Here is a 15,520-nt window from a genome sequence, read left to right as displayed (position 1 = left end):
CAAAAGTTCGGAATTGTTGGGACATATCGGGCGATGAGAGAGCCGCTTCAGTCCGGGGCCGGCCTGCCTGCGCGCCGCGGCGCTCCCTTATCCGTCGGCTTCATCCTGGTCAAACGCTTCACGCTTTGCGCCTTCGCCAATTTCGTCGATGTGCTGAGGCTGGCGGCGGATGAGGGCGACCGCTCCCGGCCGATCCGCTGCAACTGGTCGGTGATCTCGCCCGACATGATGCCGATTTCCTCGAGCTGCGGCGTCTCGATCCAGCCGCAGCAGCGTCTGGGCGATCCGAGGCGCTTCGACTATATCGTGGTGGTCGGCGGCCTGCTCAGCGATCTCGCCCAGGGCGACCCGCGCATCGACGCCTTCCTGCGGCTGGCGGCGGCGCATGACATTCCGCTGGTCGGCCTGTGCACCGGGCCGTTCGTGCTGCACCGCGCCGGGCTGATGGACGGCTACCGCTGCTGCGTGAGCTGGTTCCACCACAATGATTTCCTCGAAGCCTTCGACGGGCTGCTGCCGGTCTCGGACCAGATTTTCGTCGTCGACCGTAACCGGCTGACCTGTTCGGGCGGGGCGAGCACCGCGCATCTGGCGGCCTATCTGGTCGAGCGCCATGTCGGCCGGGCGCAGGCGATGAAGAGCTTGCACATCATGATGATCCACGGCGCCGCCGTCGGCGAGACGCCTCAGCCGGGCATGCCGCTCGATCCGGCCTCGGGCGATCCGCTGGTGCAGCGGGTGCTTCTGGTGATGCAGCGCCATCTCGACGCGCCGCTGACGATTTCCCGGATCGCCCGGCTGGTCGGGCTGGACAAGCGGCGCATCGAACGGCGCTTCCGGGCGGTGTTCGGCCGCTCGCCCTCTGAGGTTTATACGGAGATGCGGCTCGGCCAGGCGCGCTATCTGATCGAGACGACCGGCCGCTCGATCACCGCCATCGCCGCCGAATGCGGCTTCTGCGACAGCTCCCATCTCAGCCGGACGTTCCGCCGCAAATACGGTTTGACGCCTGCGAGGCATCGCGGCGCGGCGGCCTCGATCGGCATCGCCGCGAATGCGGGGATGACATAAAAGATTAACCTCTCCGTCGCCCCGGCCGAAGAACCGGGGCCCACTCGCCTCTCCTCTTGCCGCAGTGGTCGCGGATCGGCCATTGGGTCCCGGCTCACCGCTGCGGGTGTCCGGGACGACCGGAGGGGATGTGTCAGGGCGCGAGCGCTTTGACGTCAGCGGTCGATGACCAGGTCGGAGGTCGGTTTGCTGCAGCAAAGCAGCGCCAGGCCGTTATCGATTTCGCGCTGGCGGATGCCGCCTTCGTGCCGCATGTCCAGCGTGCCGGAGAGGATGCGGCTCTTGCAAGTGCCGCACAGGCCGCGCGTGCAGGAGGACGGCAGGCGCAGCCCCGCAGCCTTCGCGGCGGCGAGGATGGTGGTATCGGGCGCGCATTCGATAATACGGCCGCTCTTGGCGAATTCGACGCGGAAACTGTCGCCATGATGAGCCGCGACCGTCTCCGAAACCTCCGCCTGCTCGGCAGGCGCCAGTTCGGCGAAGTCGAAGCTTTCCTGGCTGTAGCGGGACATGGCGAAGCCTGCCTCGCCCAGCATGGCCCGCACAGCCGCCATGAACGGCGCCGGCCCGCAGCAGAAGATCTCCCGCTCGAGGAAATCTGGCGCGATGAGCCGCAGCATCGGCAGCGACAGCCGCCCGGTAAAGCCCGGCCAATGGGCCTCGCCGGCCACGGTTTCGCACAGATGGGCGAGCCGCAGCGACGGCATCTGCAACGCCATCGCGTCCAGCTCGTGCCGGAAGATGATGTCCGCCGGCTCGCGCGCCGCATGGACGAAGACGATGTCGCGATCCTCGGCGAGGTCGCAGGCCGTCCGCGTCATCGACATCAGCGGGGTGATGCCGCTGCCGCCGGACAGCATCAGCCATTTCCTCCCGGCCGACGGGGCGGGCGTGAAGCTGCCGAGCGGCCCGATGGCGCGGATCTGGCCGCCCGACTTCAGGTGGTCATGCAGCCAGTTGGAGACGATGCCGCCGGGCTGGCGCTTGACCGTGATCGAGATCCGGTAGGGCCGCGCCGCCGAGGCCGAGATGGTATAGCAGCGGTTGACCGCCTCGCCGCCGATCGACAGATCCAGCGTCAGGAACTGCCCGGGCTTGAAGCGGAACAGGCAGGGTTTGCGCGCGGAGAAGACGAAGGTCGCCACGTCATGCGTCTCGCGCCGCACCTGCCGGCAGACCAGCACGTCGTCCGCCTCAGAGTCCCAGTCCGGCAATGGCGTGGACAGCTCCTCCACGCCGCTACTCCGCCGCCACCCGGCTCGCCGCCGGGAGGAGATGCGTCGACAGGCGGCCGATATACCAGTCGCAGAATTTCTCCACCAGCTCCTCCGTATAGGGCGAATAGGGGCCGGGCTCATAGCCGGGCTGGCGCGTGCCGGCCTGCGCCATGGCGACGAGCGCGCCGTCCTGGTCGTTGGTCAGCAGCCAGACCTTAGTGAGATTGTCCAGATCGTAATCGACGCCTTCGACCGCATCCTTATGCACCAGCCATTTCGTCCGCAGCAGCGTCCTTTCGGGCCCGAGCGGCAGGGCCGAGAAGGTGACGATGTGGTCGCTCATGAAATGATGCCAGCTATTGGGCTGGGTCCAGAAGCTCAGGCCCCCCAGCTTGCGGTCGGTAAAGCTGCCGAGCAGCTTTTTCGACGCGACGCGCGTATCCATGGTGTGCGACTCGCCGTCGCCGCTCAAGGGGAGGCGCTCGGTGCGGAAGCCGGTAACGGCGGTGTTCAGCCGTTCGATCTCCGCCGAGGGCAGGCCGCAAGCCTCCCACCGGGCATGGCAATCCGTCCGCAGCCGCGCATAGCCCTCGGCCTGGGCCCGGCCCTCATCGTCCAGCTCGCCGGGCGCGAAGCCAAAACCATAGGCAAAAAGCGGAATGGTCAGCTCCGGATGGTTGGCGGAGCAGTGATAGCATTCGCGGTTGTTCTCCATGGTGAGCTTCCAATTGCCTTCCTCGATCAGCTCGCTGGTGTGAGCGATCTTGCAATTGCTGAGCTCGTGCGGAAGGAGATAGGGCTCCATGGCTGCGGCCATCGCCTCGATGTCGACGGGCGGGTTCTCGGCGAGGCAGACGAAGATCAGCCCGGCCAGATTGCGCAGATTGACCCGCTTCAGGCCGAAGCATTTCGGGTCGAAATCGGCCCCCATATGCTCGGCGAAGAGCAGCCGGCCGTCCTCGCCATAGGTCCATTGGTGATAGCGGCAGACGATGTTGCCGACCGATGTCTTGTGCTCGTCGATCAGCCGCGCGCCGCGATGGCGGCAGACATTGTGGAAGGCGCGCACCTGCATATCCTCGCCGCGGATCAGCAGGATGGATGCCGCGCCCAGCTCGACGGTCATGCAGTCGCCCGGTTCGGGCAGATCGGGATCGACGCCGACATAGATCCAGTGGCGGCCGAAGATGATGTCGAGGTCGAGATCGAAGATTTCGGGCGCGGTGTAGAACGGCGCTTCCAGGCTAAAACCCCGCTTGCGGCGGCGAAGCAGGTCTTCAGCGGCAACCGGTGTGGGCAAGGGCCTCTCCTGACAATGATGCGGACGGGATCGATTGTCCGCCACATGAGCGCGATTGCGCTTTTTCGCCGGCGACAGATTCGGTTGTAAATCCGACAGGCGCTTTTGCGCAAATGCTCATGACCCATCCCCGATGATGCGCTTTTCCACGAGATAGGCATAGATGGCGCGGGCGGCCTCTTCCGGCGAGGGCTGGATCATCACGGCGCCCTCGCCGGATCTGGTCTCGGTCATGGCTTTAAGCCGGTCGGCGGCGCTGGCGGCGGCTGCGAGGCGCATCCGCTTGGGGCGCGGACGCCAGGGGCGGATCTCGCATTGGTCGGCGAGCGTATCGGGGGGGGCGTCGGCGGCGAGGATGTCGATGACGCCGCGCCGGGCGCGGCCGAAGCTGGACTGGCGCGGCGCCGGAGCGGCGGTGTTGACCGTCGCGACGACCGGCAGGCCGGTTTCGATCAGGCGGCGGCGCCCGCGCGGGAGAGCTTGCGTCAGGGTGGCTGTGGCGGCGCTGGCGCTGACGGCGGCGATGTCGGCCACCATGGCATAGCCGAGGGCGTGGGCGATGAGATAGGGGACCATGCCGCTATCTTCGCCGCCTTCCGCCCGGCTGCCGCAGAGGACCATGTCAGGCGAAAGCTGTTCCAGATGGGCGGTCAGCGCGGGGACCGGATCGCCGTCTCTCGGGATGGACAGCACGGTCAGGCGCTCCATGCCCATGCCGAGATAATCGCGCAAGGCGGGCTCGTCGGGATTGCCCGCATGAATGGCGTGGACCGCTGCATTCGGCAGGCTGAACGCCATCTCCAGCGCCCGGGCATCGAGCGGCGCGCGGCGCGCCCGCCCCGAAGCCGGATGCCGCCCGACCGACAACAGCACCGCCACGCTAGGCATCGCGGCGCTCCTTCGCATGGGCGACCAGCGCGGGCATGACGGCCTGCGCATCGGCGATGATGGCGAGATCGGCGCGTTTGATCATCTCGGCATGGAGGTCGGTGTTGATCGCCACCACATGCCGGACTTCGGTGATGCCTTGCAGATGCTGCGGCGCGCCCGCGATGCCGAATGCCAGGTAGCAGCGCGCGGTGACGAGGCTGCCCGACGCGCCGACCTGCCGGTCGCGCGGCAGATGGCCCTCGTCGCAGACGACGCGGCTGCCGCCGAGCGTCGCGCCGAGCACGCGGCCGAGTTCGGCGAAGGCGGCCCAGTCGGTAACGCCATTGCCGCCGCTGAGGATGAAATCGGCGTCGGCGAGGCTGAGGGTGCCCGCCTCGATCGCCAGCGGCGTCACGGTCCCGATCCGCCGCACCGGGGCGAATGCCGGCGCATCCAGCGCGCGGGCTTCGTGGCGGACCCCGTCATGCGCGGCGAAGGCATTTTCGGCGATGGACATCAGGCGCGGCGGCGCGGCGGCCATTTCCATCGCGCCGCCCCGCATCCGCCGGGATGCGGCGTCAGCCGAAAGCGACGCCACGCCGCCGAACAGCCGCTCGCCCGAAAGCGCGGCGACGCGCCGGGCGAGGTCGGCCCCGCCTTCGGCGCTTTCGGGGAAGAGCACATGGCGCGGTTTTAAGAGATCGATGGCCGCCAGCACGGCGGCGGTCCGGGCTTCCGGATCGTAGTCGCCGATATGTCCCGCCGGGACGGACAGCACGCGATCCGCGCCGGCTTCGGCCAGGCCCTCGACTGTCCCCGAGGTCAGCACGGCGACCGCGCCTCCACCGGCGTCGGCGAGGCTCCGGGCCGCGCCGATCGTTTCGCGGTCATGCTCGGACAGCGCCCCGCCGGGATGATCGGCAACCGCGAGCACGAGAAAGGCCGGATCGGCGGTGATGCGGATCTCGGGCTGGGATTGCGGGCGGGCATCGGGACCGGGCCGCGCCGCCATCCGCGCGCCGCCGTGCCAGTCGATCCGGGGACGGACGCCGCCCGGCACCGTCGCCGCGCGCCGCAGGCTGCGCGGATCGCGGCGCGGGCGTCCGGCGGGCTGAGGCACCGCGCCGAGGGCAAAACGCTTCCGCTCGCCGCCCGCAATGAGACGCGCCTGACGCTCGGCGCGCGGGTCGCGCCTCTTGCCCGTCATGCCACCGCCTCCAGCATCAGTTCCGCGATATCGGCGACGGCGGGGCGCTTGCCGGTCACGCCTTCCAGCATGATCGTGCAATTCGGGCAGCCGACCGCCACGCGCTCCGCGCCGGTCGCGCGCGCGTGGTCCATGCGGATGTCCGGGATGCGCTTCTTGCCGGCGACATCGGTCAGCGGCGCGCCGCCTCCGCCGCCGCAGCAGCTCGAGCGCAGGCCCGACCGCTCCATCTCGATCCGCTCAAGGCCGAGCGCGTCGAGCAGCCGCCGCGGCGCTTCGATCTCGCCATTATAGCGGCCGAGATAGCAGGGATCGTGGAAGGTCACGCTGCGGCCCGAGCCGCGCGGTGCGAGGCGTCCGGCCTCGATGAGTTCGAGCAGCAGCGCCGTGTGATGGACGACGGTGTAGCGTCCGCCGAATGACGGATATTCTTTCCGCAGCACATGCAGCACATGCGGGTCGTTGGTGAGGATGCGGTTGAAGCGGTAGCGGCCGAGCAGCGCGATGTTGCGCCGGGCGAAGTCCTGGAAGGTCGCCTCGTCGCCGAGCCGGCGGGCGAGGTCGCCGCAATCCAGCTCGTCCGCGCCGAGCACGGCGAAGTCGACGCCCGCACGGCGCAGGAGCTCTATCAGCGCGCGCAGGCTGCGCTGGCCGCGCATGTCGAAGGCGGCATCGCCGAGCCAGAGCAGAATGTCGCATTCGCCCCGGTCCGCGATGAGAGGAAGCGCGAGGTCGGCGGCCCACTCGATGCGCTGCGATGCGGGGCGCCCTGACGGATTGTCGGCGGCGCGCAATTCCTCCAGCGCCAGCGCCGCCTTGCCGGGGGTGGCGCCGCGCTCCAGCGTCTCGAAGCGGCGCAGGTCGATGACGGCGTCGACATGCTCGATCATCATCGGGCATTCCTCGACGCAGGCGCGGCAGGTCGTGCAGGACCAGAGCGTGTCCGGGTGGATCATTGCGCCCGCGCCGACCAGCGGCAGCAGCCGGCCGCCATGCGCTTCGCCGGGGGAGCGGCCGGGATGGTGATGGCCGGCATAGGCGCGGTCGGTGGCGGCGGGGTCGAGGGCGGCGGCGATGTCCTGGATGATTTTTTTGGGATTGAGCGGTAGCTCGGCGGCGTAGGCGGGGCAGACGGTTTCGCAACGTCCGCATTGCACGCAGGCGTCGAAGCCGAGCAGCCGGTTCCAGGCGAAATCGACGGGGCGTTCGGTGCCGAGTTTTTGGCCGGTAAGGTCGAGGGCGCGGATGGCGGTGTCGCGGGTTCCATGGTGGAAGCGAGCGGGGCGAGGGTGCGCGATGAGATGCAGCGCGCCGTTCAGCGCGTGTTTGAGTGGCCCGCGTCCGACGCCGAGGATCAGATCGGCCGCGGCGAGGGCGCCGATGGCCACGAGGGTCAGCGAAATGGTCTGCGGCAGGGCTTCGCCCGCGAGTTGATCGACGGCGACGATAAGGAGGCAAACCGCATAGGCCAGCAACGCGAATGGCAACCGCGCGAAGCCTCCGCCGGACAGTTCCGAAGGCCGCGCCACCCCGCGCCGCCAGCCTACCATCAGCGCTCCGGCGAGCATGACCGCCAGGCACAAAGCCAGCGCCGTCCAGAGTAGCCAGCCCCGAAGGGCAGGTAGAGCGGCGAGCAGGATCAGCGGCAGCGAGGCAAGGAAACCCCCCGCCACGAGCGCGTGAAAAAGCGCATTATACGGCTTGCGCGCGACGACATGATGCACATCGCCTAGATACCGCTGCGGCAGCGCCAGCAAGCCGCCGACCAGATCGACGCTCGCCGCCTGCCCCGCCAGCCATCGACGCGCGTTCAATACGGCGAGCAACGCGCCCGCCGCCAGCGTGGTGAGCATCAGGCCGGAGAGCGCGGCAGCAATCATCCGCACCTCCAATCCGCGACGGATCGCTCCCTCTCCCATGGGGAGAGGGCTGGGGTGAGGGGGTAATCCCTATCCGTGTGGTAGGGCCTCGCCAAATCGAGAGGACACACCCCCTCACCCTGTCCCTCTCCCCATGGGAGAGGGGACCGGATGCGGCCTCTGAAATTGGGTGCGGAACGTGTGACGGGAGCGAGGCGCCGATTGATTCTCAGCGCCTTCCAAAGCTCGTCGCCCCGGCCGTAAGAGCCGGGGCTTACTCGCATATCTGCTTGCCGCAGCGTTCGCGGATAGATGATTGGGTCCCGCCTCGGCCTGAAGGCCGCCTGCCCCGGCCAGCGAGCCGGGGTGCGGGACGACGGGAGGGGAGACCTTGCGCTCATCCCTACAAATCCTTGCAGAGCCGGGCGGCGTCGTAGATCGCTGCGTGGATGTTCCGCCCCGCCACCGCATCGCCGATGCGGAACAGCGCAAAACCGCCGCTGCCATTCACGGCGGGCTGCGGGCGGCCCGCGATCAGCGCGTGTAAATCCATCTCGCCGCGATTGACCGAGGTCTCCTTCATCGCGAAATACAGCGCGTCCTCCGGCAGGGTGCCGTATTCCACCACGACCTGGTCGATCAGCCGCTCCTCCTCGGCGTGCGTATATTCGTTGCGCAGCACTGCCACCCGGCGATTGCCCTCGGCGTAGATCTGCACGAGCTGCAAATTCGGCGACATCATCACATCGAGCTTGGTCAGCTCGCGCATATGGATGGGCTGATTGGTGGCGCCGATTTCCTCGCCGATCATGCGGTCCTGCGTGGCGATCTCCACCAGCGCGCCGCGCTTAGCCAAGAACTCCGCGCAGGACGGCGCGTGGTGCTGGCCGGTGCCGTCATAAACCAAAATATGCTCGGCTGGCGTCACCGCCCCACTCAACACATCCCAGGTCGTGACCGCTAACGCTTCGCCCTCGATGCCGCCCCGGCTCGGCCGCCCGCCCGTCGCCAGGATCACCACATCCGGGCTTTCCGCCGCGATCAGCTCCGGCGTCGCCTCGACACCGAGGCGCATGTCCACGCCCCGCTTGACCGCCTGCTGCGTCAGCCAGCGCGTGATCCCCGTCAGCGCCTCGCGCCATGTCGCCTTGGCCGCGATGGAGACCTGACCGCCCGTCGCCGCGCTGCGCTCGAACAGCACCACCTGATGCCCGCGCTCCGCCGACACCCGCGCCGCCTCCAGCCCGGCCGGCCCGCCGCCGATCACCACCACGCGCCGCCTTTTCTCCCCCTTCGGCACGACATGCGGCATGGTCCGCTCGCGGCCGGTGGCGGCGTTCTGGATGCAGAGCGCGTCATTGCCGGCATAGATGCGGTCGATGCAATAGCCGTAGCCGACGCATTGGCGGATGTCGTCGACGCGCCCGTCCATCAGCTTGCGCACGATATGCGGGTCGGCGATGTGGGCGCGGGTCATGGCGACCATGTCGATATGCCCCTCCGACACCGCCCGCCCCGCCGTCGCCAGGTCGGTGATGCGCTGGGCGTGGAAGACCGGCACGCCCACCTCGCGCTTGATCGCGCTCGCCAGCGCCAGGAACGGCGCGACGGGGAAGGACATGTTCGGCAGCACGATGGCGTGGGCGAGGTGGTCGCGCGCCTGGCCGCCGATCAGGTTGATGAAATCGACAAGGCCACGCTCGGCATAGGTCTTGGCGATGGCGATGCAGTCCTGATGCGTCAGCCCGTCGTCGATCAGTTCGTCGCCGGACATGCGCATGCCGATGACGTAATCCGGGCCGGTGGCCGCGCGCATCGCCTCCAGCACCTCGATGCCAAAACGCATGCGGTTCTCCAGGCTGCCGCCATAGCCGTCCGTGCGCTTGTTGACGGACGGGCTCCAGAACTGGTCGATCAGATGGCCATGCGCCGCCGAAATCTCGCAGCCGTCCAGCCCGCCTTCCTTGCAGCGGCGCGCGGCGGCGGCGTAGTCGGCGACGATGCGGGCGATGTCGAAATCCTCCATCTCCTTGGGGATGGAGCGGCTGGCGGGCTCGCGGCGCGGCGAGGCGGAGACGGTCGGCAGCCAGTTTTCGGTGTCCCATTTGGTGCGCCGGCCCATATGGGTGAGCTGGATCATCAGCGCCGCGCCATGGGCATGGATGCGGTCGGCGAATTCGCGGAAGAACGGCACGACGCTGTCGTCGGCGACGGAGATCTGGTTCCAGGGCGCGGCCGGGCTGTCGACCGCGACGGAGGACGAGCCGCCGAACATGGTCAGGCCGATGCCGCCCTTGGCCTTCTCCTCGTGGTAGAGCTGGTAACGCTCCTTCGGCTTGCCATCCGCGCCGTAGGACGGGGCATGGCTGGTGCTCATGATCCGGTTGCGGATCGTCAGCCCCTTGATGGTGAGCGGGCGAAGCAGGGCTTCGAAGGGTGCCGTCATCAGCCGAGCCTTTCCTGACCCTGTGTCTGGATCGCGGTCAGTTTACATGAACTCCATTACTGTCATTCCCGCGCAGGCAGGAATCAGTACGCCGCAGCCTCTCCGGCGTTTACTGGATCCCAGCTTGCGCTGAGATGACATCCGTATTTTCAACATTCCGCGACGTTCACGGCGAGGCCGCCGCGCGAGGTTTCCTTGTATTTCGACTGCATGTCGGCGCCGGTCTGGCGCATGGTCTCGATCACTTCGTCGAGGCTGACGCGGTGCGTGCCGTCGCCATGCATGGCGAGCGAGGCGGCGGCGATGGCCTTGATCGCGCCGAACGCGTTGCGCTCGATGCAGGGGATCTGCACCAGCCCGCCGATCGGGTCGCAGGTCATGCCCAGGTGATGCTCCATGGCGATTTCGGCGGCGTTCTCGATCTGGGCGGGCGTCGCGCCGAGGCAGGCAGCGAGCCCGGCAGCGGCCATCGAGGCGGCGGAGCCGACCTCGCCTTGGCAGCCGACTTCCGCGCCGGAGATCGAAGCGTTCTTCTTGATGAGGCTGCCGATGGCGGCGGCGGCGAGCAGGAAATCGCCGATCTTGGCCTCGGCATAGTCCGGGCAGAAATCGCGGAAATAGCAGAGCACGGCAGGGATGATGCCGGCGGCGCCGTTGGTGGGCGCGGTGACGACGCGGCCGCCCGCGGCGTTCTCCTCGTTCACGGCGATGGCGTAGGTGGAGACCCAGTCCATGAGGTCGTGGGCGGGGCGCTGGTTGCTGGCGCGGCGCGCGATGAGCGTGTCGTGCAGGGCCATGGCGCGGCGCTTGACCTTCAGGCCGCCGGGCAGGATGCCGGAATGGGTGATGCCGCGCTCGACGCAGGTGAACATGGCGCGGCCGATGGCGTCGAGACCGGCATCGACCTCAGAGGCCGGGCGCAGGGCGATCTCGTTGGCGCGCTGGAGATCGACGATCGACAGGCCGCGCGCATCGCACAGCGCCAGGAGCTGGGCGGCGGTCTCGAAGGGATGCGGGACGGTGGGCGGCTGGGCTTCGGCGTTCTCGCCCTCCTCGACGACAAAACCGCCGCCGATGGAATAGAAGACGCGGTCGGAGATGATGGCGCCGTCGCCGCCGAATGCGGTGAAGCGCATGCCGTTGGAATGGCCCGGCAGCAGGTCGGTGTGATTGAAGATTAGGTCGGCGGCGGGATCGAAGCGCAGCAGGCGGCCGGCGATCGGGATCGTGTTCTCGGCATTGAGCCGGTCGAGCAAAGCGGGCACGGCGTCGGGATCGATGGCCTCCGGCGTCTCGCCGAGCAAGCCGAGGCTGATCGCTGCATCCGTCTTATGGCCGCGCCCCGTCCAGGCGAGCGAGCCGAACAGCCGGACCTGGATATGCGCGGCAAGCGTCCCGGCGAGACCGTCGCGGAAGCGCTTGGCGGCGACCATGGGGCCGACGGTGTGCGAGCTGGAAGGCCCGATGCCGATCTTGAAGAGGTCGAAGACGCTGATCATGGGAGCGGCCCACCCATCCATAAGCCGCAGCCTAGTTCCCTCTCCCTGGGGAGAGGGCTAGGGTGAGGGGTTGGTGCCTCAGCCGTGAATCCGCAACCCCTCACCCGGCACACTTCGCGCGCCCTCTCCCCTTGGAGAGGGTTCGCTGCGGCAAGCGGCAGGGTTGGTTGCGTCCACCTCATCTGATCATGTCCCGGCGTCGAATTCCTGCGCCGCCTCGGTTAGGAAGTCGTGCACGTAGGTGGCGAAGGAGCGCCAGCATTCGACGCGGTAGGTCGGCGCATCGTCGAGGCGCATCAGCACGATCTCCGCCTTGCCGAGCAGTGTGCGCGTTGCGGTGCCGGTTGGGAAGCGCGCGTCGAACAGGTCGAGCGGGCAGCCGGCGTTGAGGATGTCGGCGGCGTGCGGGCCTTTGACTTCGATGGCGACGTTACGATGGCCGATATCGACCAGCGTGTGGAAGCGTGTGCCGAGTGCCGCGGCGATTTCGGCGGCGATGGCGTCGGCATCGGCTTCGGGACCGATCAGCAGCCACTCATTCGGCCCGAGCCGGAGCGACAGCCGGTCGCCCTGCGCGGCGAAGGTGTTCAGCGGCTGATCCAGGCGGAAGCCTGCGGCCTCACCGGTGGCGTCCGCCTCGCGGAGCCGCAGGGCAAAGCGCGCCGCGCCCGGCAGCGGGCGGATGCCTGCGGGGCTGACCGCATCGGCGAAGGCGGAGACGCGGCGGGCGGCGTTCGGGGTCTCAAGCATGGACGCGCGCTCCCTTCTCGTCGAAGAAGACCGGGGCCGTCACGCGCGCCGCGGCGAAGCTGTCCGGAGTCGTGACATAGAGCGTCTCGCCCATCCGCTCGCGCCCGCCCGCGACCAGCGCCAGCGCGATGGATCGACCGCAAGCTGCGCTCCAATAGCTCGACGTCACATGGCCGAGGGCCTTTATCGGGACCGGGCGATGGCGGTCGTCGATGATCTGCGCGCCCTCGTCCAGCACGAGCGACGGATCGTCGGTGACGAGGCCGATGAGCTGCTTGCGCCCGGCCGCCACGATGTCCGGCCGCGCCAGCGAGCGTTTGCCGACGAAATCCGGCTTGGCCTTGGCGATCATGCCGCCGAGGCCGACATCGTCGGGCGTGACGGTGCCGTCCGTCTCCTGGCCGACGATGATGAAGCCGCGCTCGGCGCGCAGCACATGCATGGTCTCGGTACCGTAGGGCGTGATGCCGAACGCCCTGCCGCGCTCGTAAATGGCTTCCCAGACGGCGCGGCCGTGATCGGACGGGACGTTGATTTCAAAGCCCAGTTCGCCGGTGAAGGAGACGCGGAACAGCCGGGTCGGCACGCCGCAGATGAAGCCGGTACGCACAGTCATATGCGGGAACGCCTCGCCCGACAGGTCGATGTCGGAGACGAGCGGCGCGATCACCTCGCGCGCCTTCGGGCCTTGCAGGGCGATGACGGCATATTGCTCGGTGATCGAGGTGAGGAAGACGCGCAAGTCCGGCCACTCGGTCTGGAGATAGTCCTCCATATGCTGGAGCACGCGCGCCGCGCCGCCGGTCGTGGTGGTGACGTGGAAGCGGTCCTCCGCCAGCCGCGCTACGACGCCGTCATCCATGATGAAGCCGTCCTCCTTCAGCATCAGCCCGTAGCGGCAGGCGCCCGGCTTCAGCTTGGTCCAGGCGTTGATGTAGATGCGGTTCATGAACTCGGCGGCGTCGGGGCCGACGACCTCGATCTTGCCGAGCGTCGAGGCGTCGAAGATGCCGACGCCCTCGCGCACCGCCTTGCATTCGCGCGCGACCGCTTCGTGCATGGTCTCGCGGCCTTGCGGGAAATACCAGGCGCGTTTCCAGAGGCCGACATTCTCGAATTCTGCGCCGTGCTCCTTGGCCCAGCCGTGGATGGGCGTAATGCGGGCCGGGTCGAATAGCGCATTCTTGGCGGGGCCGACCAGCGTGCCGAAGGTGACAGGCGTATAGGGCGGGCGGAAGGTCGTGGTGCCGACCGCCGGCAGCGCCTTGCCCTGGATGCCCGCCATCAGGCCGAGGGCGTTCATGTTCGAGGTCTTGCCCTGGTCGGTCGCCATGCCGGTGGTGGTGTAGCGCTTGACGTGCTCGACGGATTCGAAGCCCTCGCGCACGGCGAGGCCGATATCCTTGGCGGTGACGTCGTTCTGGAAATCGACGAAGGCGCGGACGCGCGTTGCATCCGCGTCGGTCGGCAGGATGCGGACGGGCTGGAAGCCGGTGAGGCTGGGCGTGGCAGCGAGGCGCGGGCGTGCGGTGAGCGGGTCGCCGGCGGCAAAGCCATCGGCGATGCAGTCGGCGAGATCGTAGCTACCCCGCGCGGCACCTGCGGAGCGCTCGGCCTGCACGGACTGGCCCGGCACGAAAGCGTCGATGGCATCGTCGAAGCGCAGCTTGCCGCGCGATTGCGAGAACAGATGCACCGAAGGCGTCCAGCCGCCCGACATGCCGACGCAATCCGCCGCCAGCGTCCGGCGCGCGCCGACGCGGCCCTCGCTGCCAAGCGGGGCGACGATCAGGCCGGTGACGCGCTTGCGGCCGGTCGCCGCGATGACGGTATGGCTGGTCAGGACGTCGATGCCCTTCTGCCTGACGAACGCGACTTCCGGCCCGCAATCGGCTTCGAGGCGAATATCGACAACGGTGACGGCCAGCCCCGCAGCGTGCGCATCGGCAGCCGCGCGGTAGGCCGAGGCCCCGCTCGTCGCGATGACGATCCGCCGGCCGGGCGCGACGGCGTAGCGGTTGACGAAGGCGCGGATGCTTTCGGCCAGCATGATGCCCGGCCGGTCATTGTCGGCGAAGACCAGCGGGCGCTCATGCGAGCCGGTCGCCAGGATCACTGCGCCCGCGCGGACCTGCCAGAGGCGCTCGCGGGGGAGATGGTCGGGCGCGTTTTCGAGATGGTCGGTGATGCGCTCGGCCATCGCGACGTGGTTGTGATTGTAATAGCCGAAGGCCGTCGTGCGGGTCAGCAGCGTGACGTTTTCGCGCGCCTTCAGCATCGCGATGGCCTGCGCGGCCCAGTCCTGCGCCGCCGTCCCGTCGACGGTCGAGGTCACGTCATGCAGCAGCGAGCCGCCGAACTCGGCCTGCTCATCGGCCAGTATGATGCGCTTGCCGCCCTCGGACGCCGCGAGCGCCGCCGCCAGCCCCGCCGGTCCCGCGCCGACGACGAGCACGTCGCAATGGGCGTGGCGATTGCCGTAGCGGTCGGCGTCAGGGCCGTCAGGCGATTTGCCGAGTCCGGCGGCGGCGCGGATGTTCGGCTCATAGACCCTGTCCCAGAAGCGGCGCGGCCACATGAAGGTCTTGTAGTAGAAGCCCGCGACGAAGATCGGCGAGAGCCGGTCGTTGATCGCGCCGACATCGAAATTGAGCGAGGGCCAATGGTTCTGCGACGCGGTGACGAGGCCACCCCGCGCTTCGGCCACGGTCGCGCGGTTATTCGGGTCGATCTTGCCGGGGCCGCGGTCGATGGAGAGCAGCGCATTCGGCTCGTCGGAGCCGTGGCTGAGGATGCCGCGCGGCCGGTGATATTTGAACGAGCGGCCGACGAGATGGATGCCGTTGGCGAGCAGCAGCGAGGCGACGGTGTCGCCCGCATAACCGGACAGCGTCTGGCCGTTGAAGCTGATCGAGACGGGCTTGGCGCGGTCGATGCGGCCGCCGCGCGGGAGACGGTTGACGCCGGCCATTATTCGCCTCCTGGGAGCGGGCGTTTCTCGCCCATCTTGTAGCTTTCGACGAAGCGGTCGCTGGCCGTGTCGCGGATGGCGTTGAACCAGCGCTGGCAGCCATGCGCATGGTTCCAGCGCTCGGCGTAAAGCCCCTTAGGGTTGCCGCGCGAGAACAGGAACTCCGACCACGCACCGTCGTCCACCGCCGACGGATCGGCCGCGCGGGCGATATGCGCCTCGCCGCCGCAGCGGAATTCCAGCTCCGGCCGTTCGCCGCAATAGGGACAGGGGATCAGCAGCATGGCGGGGTCTCTAACGGGTTTTTCGAATTCCCCGCGAAGGCGGGGA

11 protein-coding genes are annotated in these 15,520 nt (G+C 68.4%); 1 reads left to right on the top strand and 10 read right to left on the bottom strand.

Features of this window, described 5'->3' with window-relative positions; translation table 11 throughout:
- The first annotated feature begins 33 nt into the window (after window positions 1-33).
- Entirely contained in the window at window positions 34-1,071 is a 1,038-nt protein-coding gene (locus BLEFHOIH_RS25640; protein WP_088348907.1) for a GlxA family transcriptional regulator, read from the top strand.
- A 155-nt stretch (window positions 1,072-1,226) separates the two neighbouring features.
- Here BLEFHOIH_RS25640 and BLEFHOIH_RS25635 read toward each other — a convergent pair whose 3' ends face one another.
- The 10 genes from BLEFHOIH_RS25635 to BLEFHOIH_RS25590 form a co-directional block, all read right to left on the bottom strand.
- Window positions 1,227-2,306, bottom strand: coding sequence for a hybrid-cluster NAD(P)-dependent oxidoreductase (locus BLEFHOIH_RS25635; protein WP_088348906.1), 1,080 nt, complete (start codon window positions 2,304-2,306; stop codon window positions 1,227-1,229).
- A 4-nt stretch (window positions 2,307-2,310) separates the two neighbouring features.
- Window positions 2,311-3,588: an aromatic ring-hydroxylating dioxygenase subunit alpha gene (locus tag BLEFHOIH_RS25630; protein WP_088348905.1), complete on the bottom strand. Its 1,278-nt coding sequence runs from the start codon at window positions 3,586-3,588 to the stop codon at window positions 2,311-2,313.
- Between the two features lie 117 nt (window positions 3,589-3,705).
- Window positions 3,706-4,476: an electron transfer flavoprotein subunit beta gene (locus tag BLEFHOIH_RS25625; protein ID WP_088348904.1), complete on the bottom strand. Its 771-nt coding sequence runs from the start codon at window positions 4,474-4,476 to the stop codon at window positions 3,706-3,708.
- A complete protein-coding gene (locus BLEFHOIH_RS25620) occupies window positions 4,469-5,665 on the bottom strand; it encodes an electron transfer flavoprotein subunit alpha/FixB family protein (RefSeq protein WP_088348903.1) in 1,197 nt (398 codons plus the stop codon). Before BLEFHOIH_RS25620 ends, BLEFHOIH_RS25625 begins: the two co-directional genes overlap by 8 nt.
- Window positions 5,662-7,545, bottom strand: a complete 1,884-nt coding sequence (locus BLEFHOIH_RS25615; protein WP_088348902.1) for a DUF3483 domain-containing protein — start codon at window positions 7,543-7,545, stop codon at window positions 5,662-5,664. The genes BLEFHOIH_RS25620 and BLEFHOIH_RS25615 overlap by 4 nt, the downstream gene beginning before the upstream one ends.
- A 382-nt stretch (window positions 7,546-7,927) precedes the next feature.
- Window positions 7,928-9,970: an NADH:flavin oxidoreductase gene (locus tag BLEFHOIH_RS25610; RefSeq protein WP_088348901.1), complete on the bottom strand. Its 2,043-nt coding sequence runs from the start codon at window positions 9,968-9,970 to the stop codon at window positions 7,928-7,930.
- 149 nt (window positions 9,971-10,119) lie between these two features.
- Window positions 10,120-11,469: an L-serine ammonia-lyase gene (locus tag BLEFHOIH_RS25605; protein ID WP_088348900.1), complete on the bottom strand. Its 1,350-nt coding sequence runs from the start codon at window positions 11,467-11,469 to the stop codon at window positions 10,120-10,122.
- Between the two features lie 186 nt (window positions 11,470-11,655).
- Window positions 11,656-12,219, bottom strand: a complete 564-nt coding sequence (locus tag BLEFHOIH_RS25600) for a sarcosine oxidase subunit gamma family protein (protein WP_088348899.1) — start codon at window positions 12,217-12,219, stop codon at window positions 11,656-11,658.
- On the bottom strand, window positions 12,212-15,190 hold the full coding sequence (locus BLEFHOIH_RS25595) for a sarcosine oxidase subunit alpha family protein (protein WP_088348898.1): 2,979 nt from the start codon (window positions 15,188-15,190) through the stop codon (window positions 12,212-12,214). The genes BLEFHOIH_RS25600 and BLEFHOIH_RS25595 overlap by 8 nt, the downstream gene beginning before the upstream one ends.
- Entirely contained in the window at window positions 15,190-15,474 is a 285-nt protein-coding gene (locus tag BLEFHOIH_RS25590) for a sarcosine oxidase subunit delta (protein WP_088348897.1), read from the bottom strand. Before BLEFHOIH_RS25590 ends, BLEFHOIH_RS25595 begins: the two co-directional genes overlap by 1 nt.
- Window positions 15,475-15,520 lie beyond the last annotated feature (46 nt).

The organism is Rhodomicrobium sp. R_RK_3 (assembly GCF_002198715.1).
Lineage (GTDB): Bacteria > Pseudomonadota > Alphaproteobacteria > Rhizobiales > Rhodomicrobiaceae > R-RK-3.
The sequence above is the reverse complement of the archived record's forward strand: the minus strand, read 5'-3'. Positions and strand labels throughout refer to the sequence as shown.

What these genes read in the sequence shown, in the direction of transcription:
- BLEFHOIH_RS25615 (WP_088348902.1), bottom strand. Translation starts at nt 7,545, where the DNA reads ATGATTGCTGCCGCGCTCTCCGGCCTGATGCTCACCACGCTGGCGGCG.
- BLEFHOIH_RS25590 (WP_088348897.1), bottom strand. Translation starts at nt 15,474, where the DNA reads ATGCTGCTGATCCCCTGTCCCTATTGCGGCGAACGGCCGGAGCTGGAA.
- BLEFHOIH_RS25620 (WP_088348903.1), bottom strand. Translation starts at nt 5,665, where the DNA reads ATGACGGGCAAGAGGCGCGACCCGCGCGCCGAGCGTCAGGCGCGTCTC.
- BLEFHOIH_RS25595 (WP_088348898.1), bottom strand. Translation starts at nt 15,190, where the DNA reads ATGGCCGGCGTCAACCGTCTCCCGCGCGGCGGCCGCATCGACCGCGCC.
- BLEFHOIH_RS25605 (WP_088348900.1), bottom strand. Translation starts at nt 11,469, where the DNA reads ATGATCAGCGTCTTCGACCTCTTCAAGATCGGCATCGGGCCTTCCAGC.
- BLEFHOIH_RS25600 (WP_088348899.1), bottom strand. Translation starts at nt 12,219, where the DNA reads ATGCTTGAGACCCCGAACGCCGCCCGCCGCGTCTCCGCCTTCGCCGAT.
- BLEFHOIH_RS25640 (WP_088348907.1), top strand. Translation starts at nt 34, where the DNA reads ATGAGAGAGCCGCTTCAGTCCGGGGCCGGCCTGCCTGCGCGCCGCGGC.
- BLEFHOIH_RS25610 (WP_088348901.1), bottom strand. Translation starts at nt 9,970, where the DNA reads ATGACGGCACCCTTCGAAGCCCTGCTTCGCCCGCTCACCATCAAGGGG.
- BLEFHOIH_RS25625 (WP_088348904.1), bottom strand. Translation starts at nt 4,476, where the DNA reads ATGCCTAGCGTGGCGGTGCTGTTGTCGGTCGGGCGGCATCCGGCTTCG.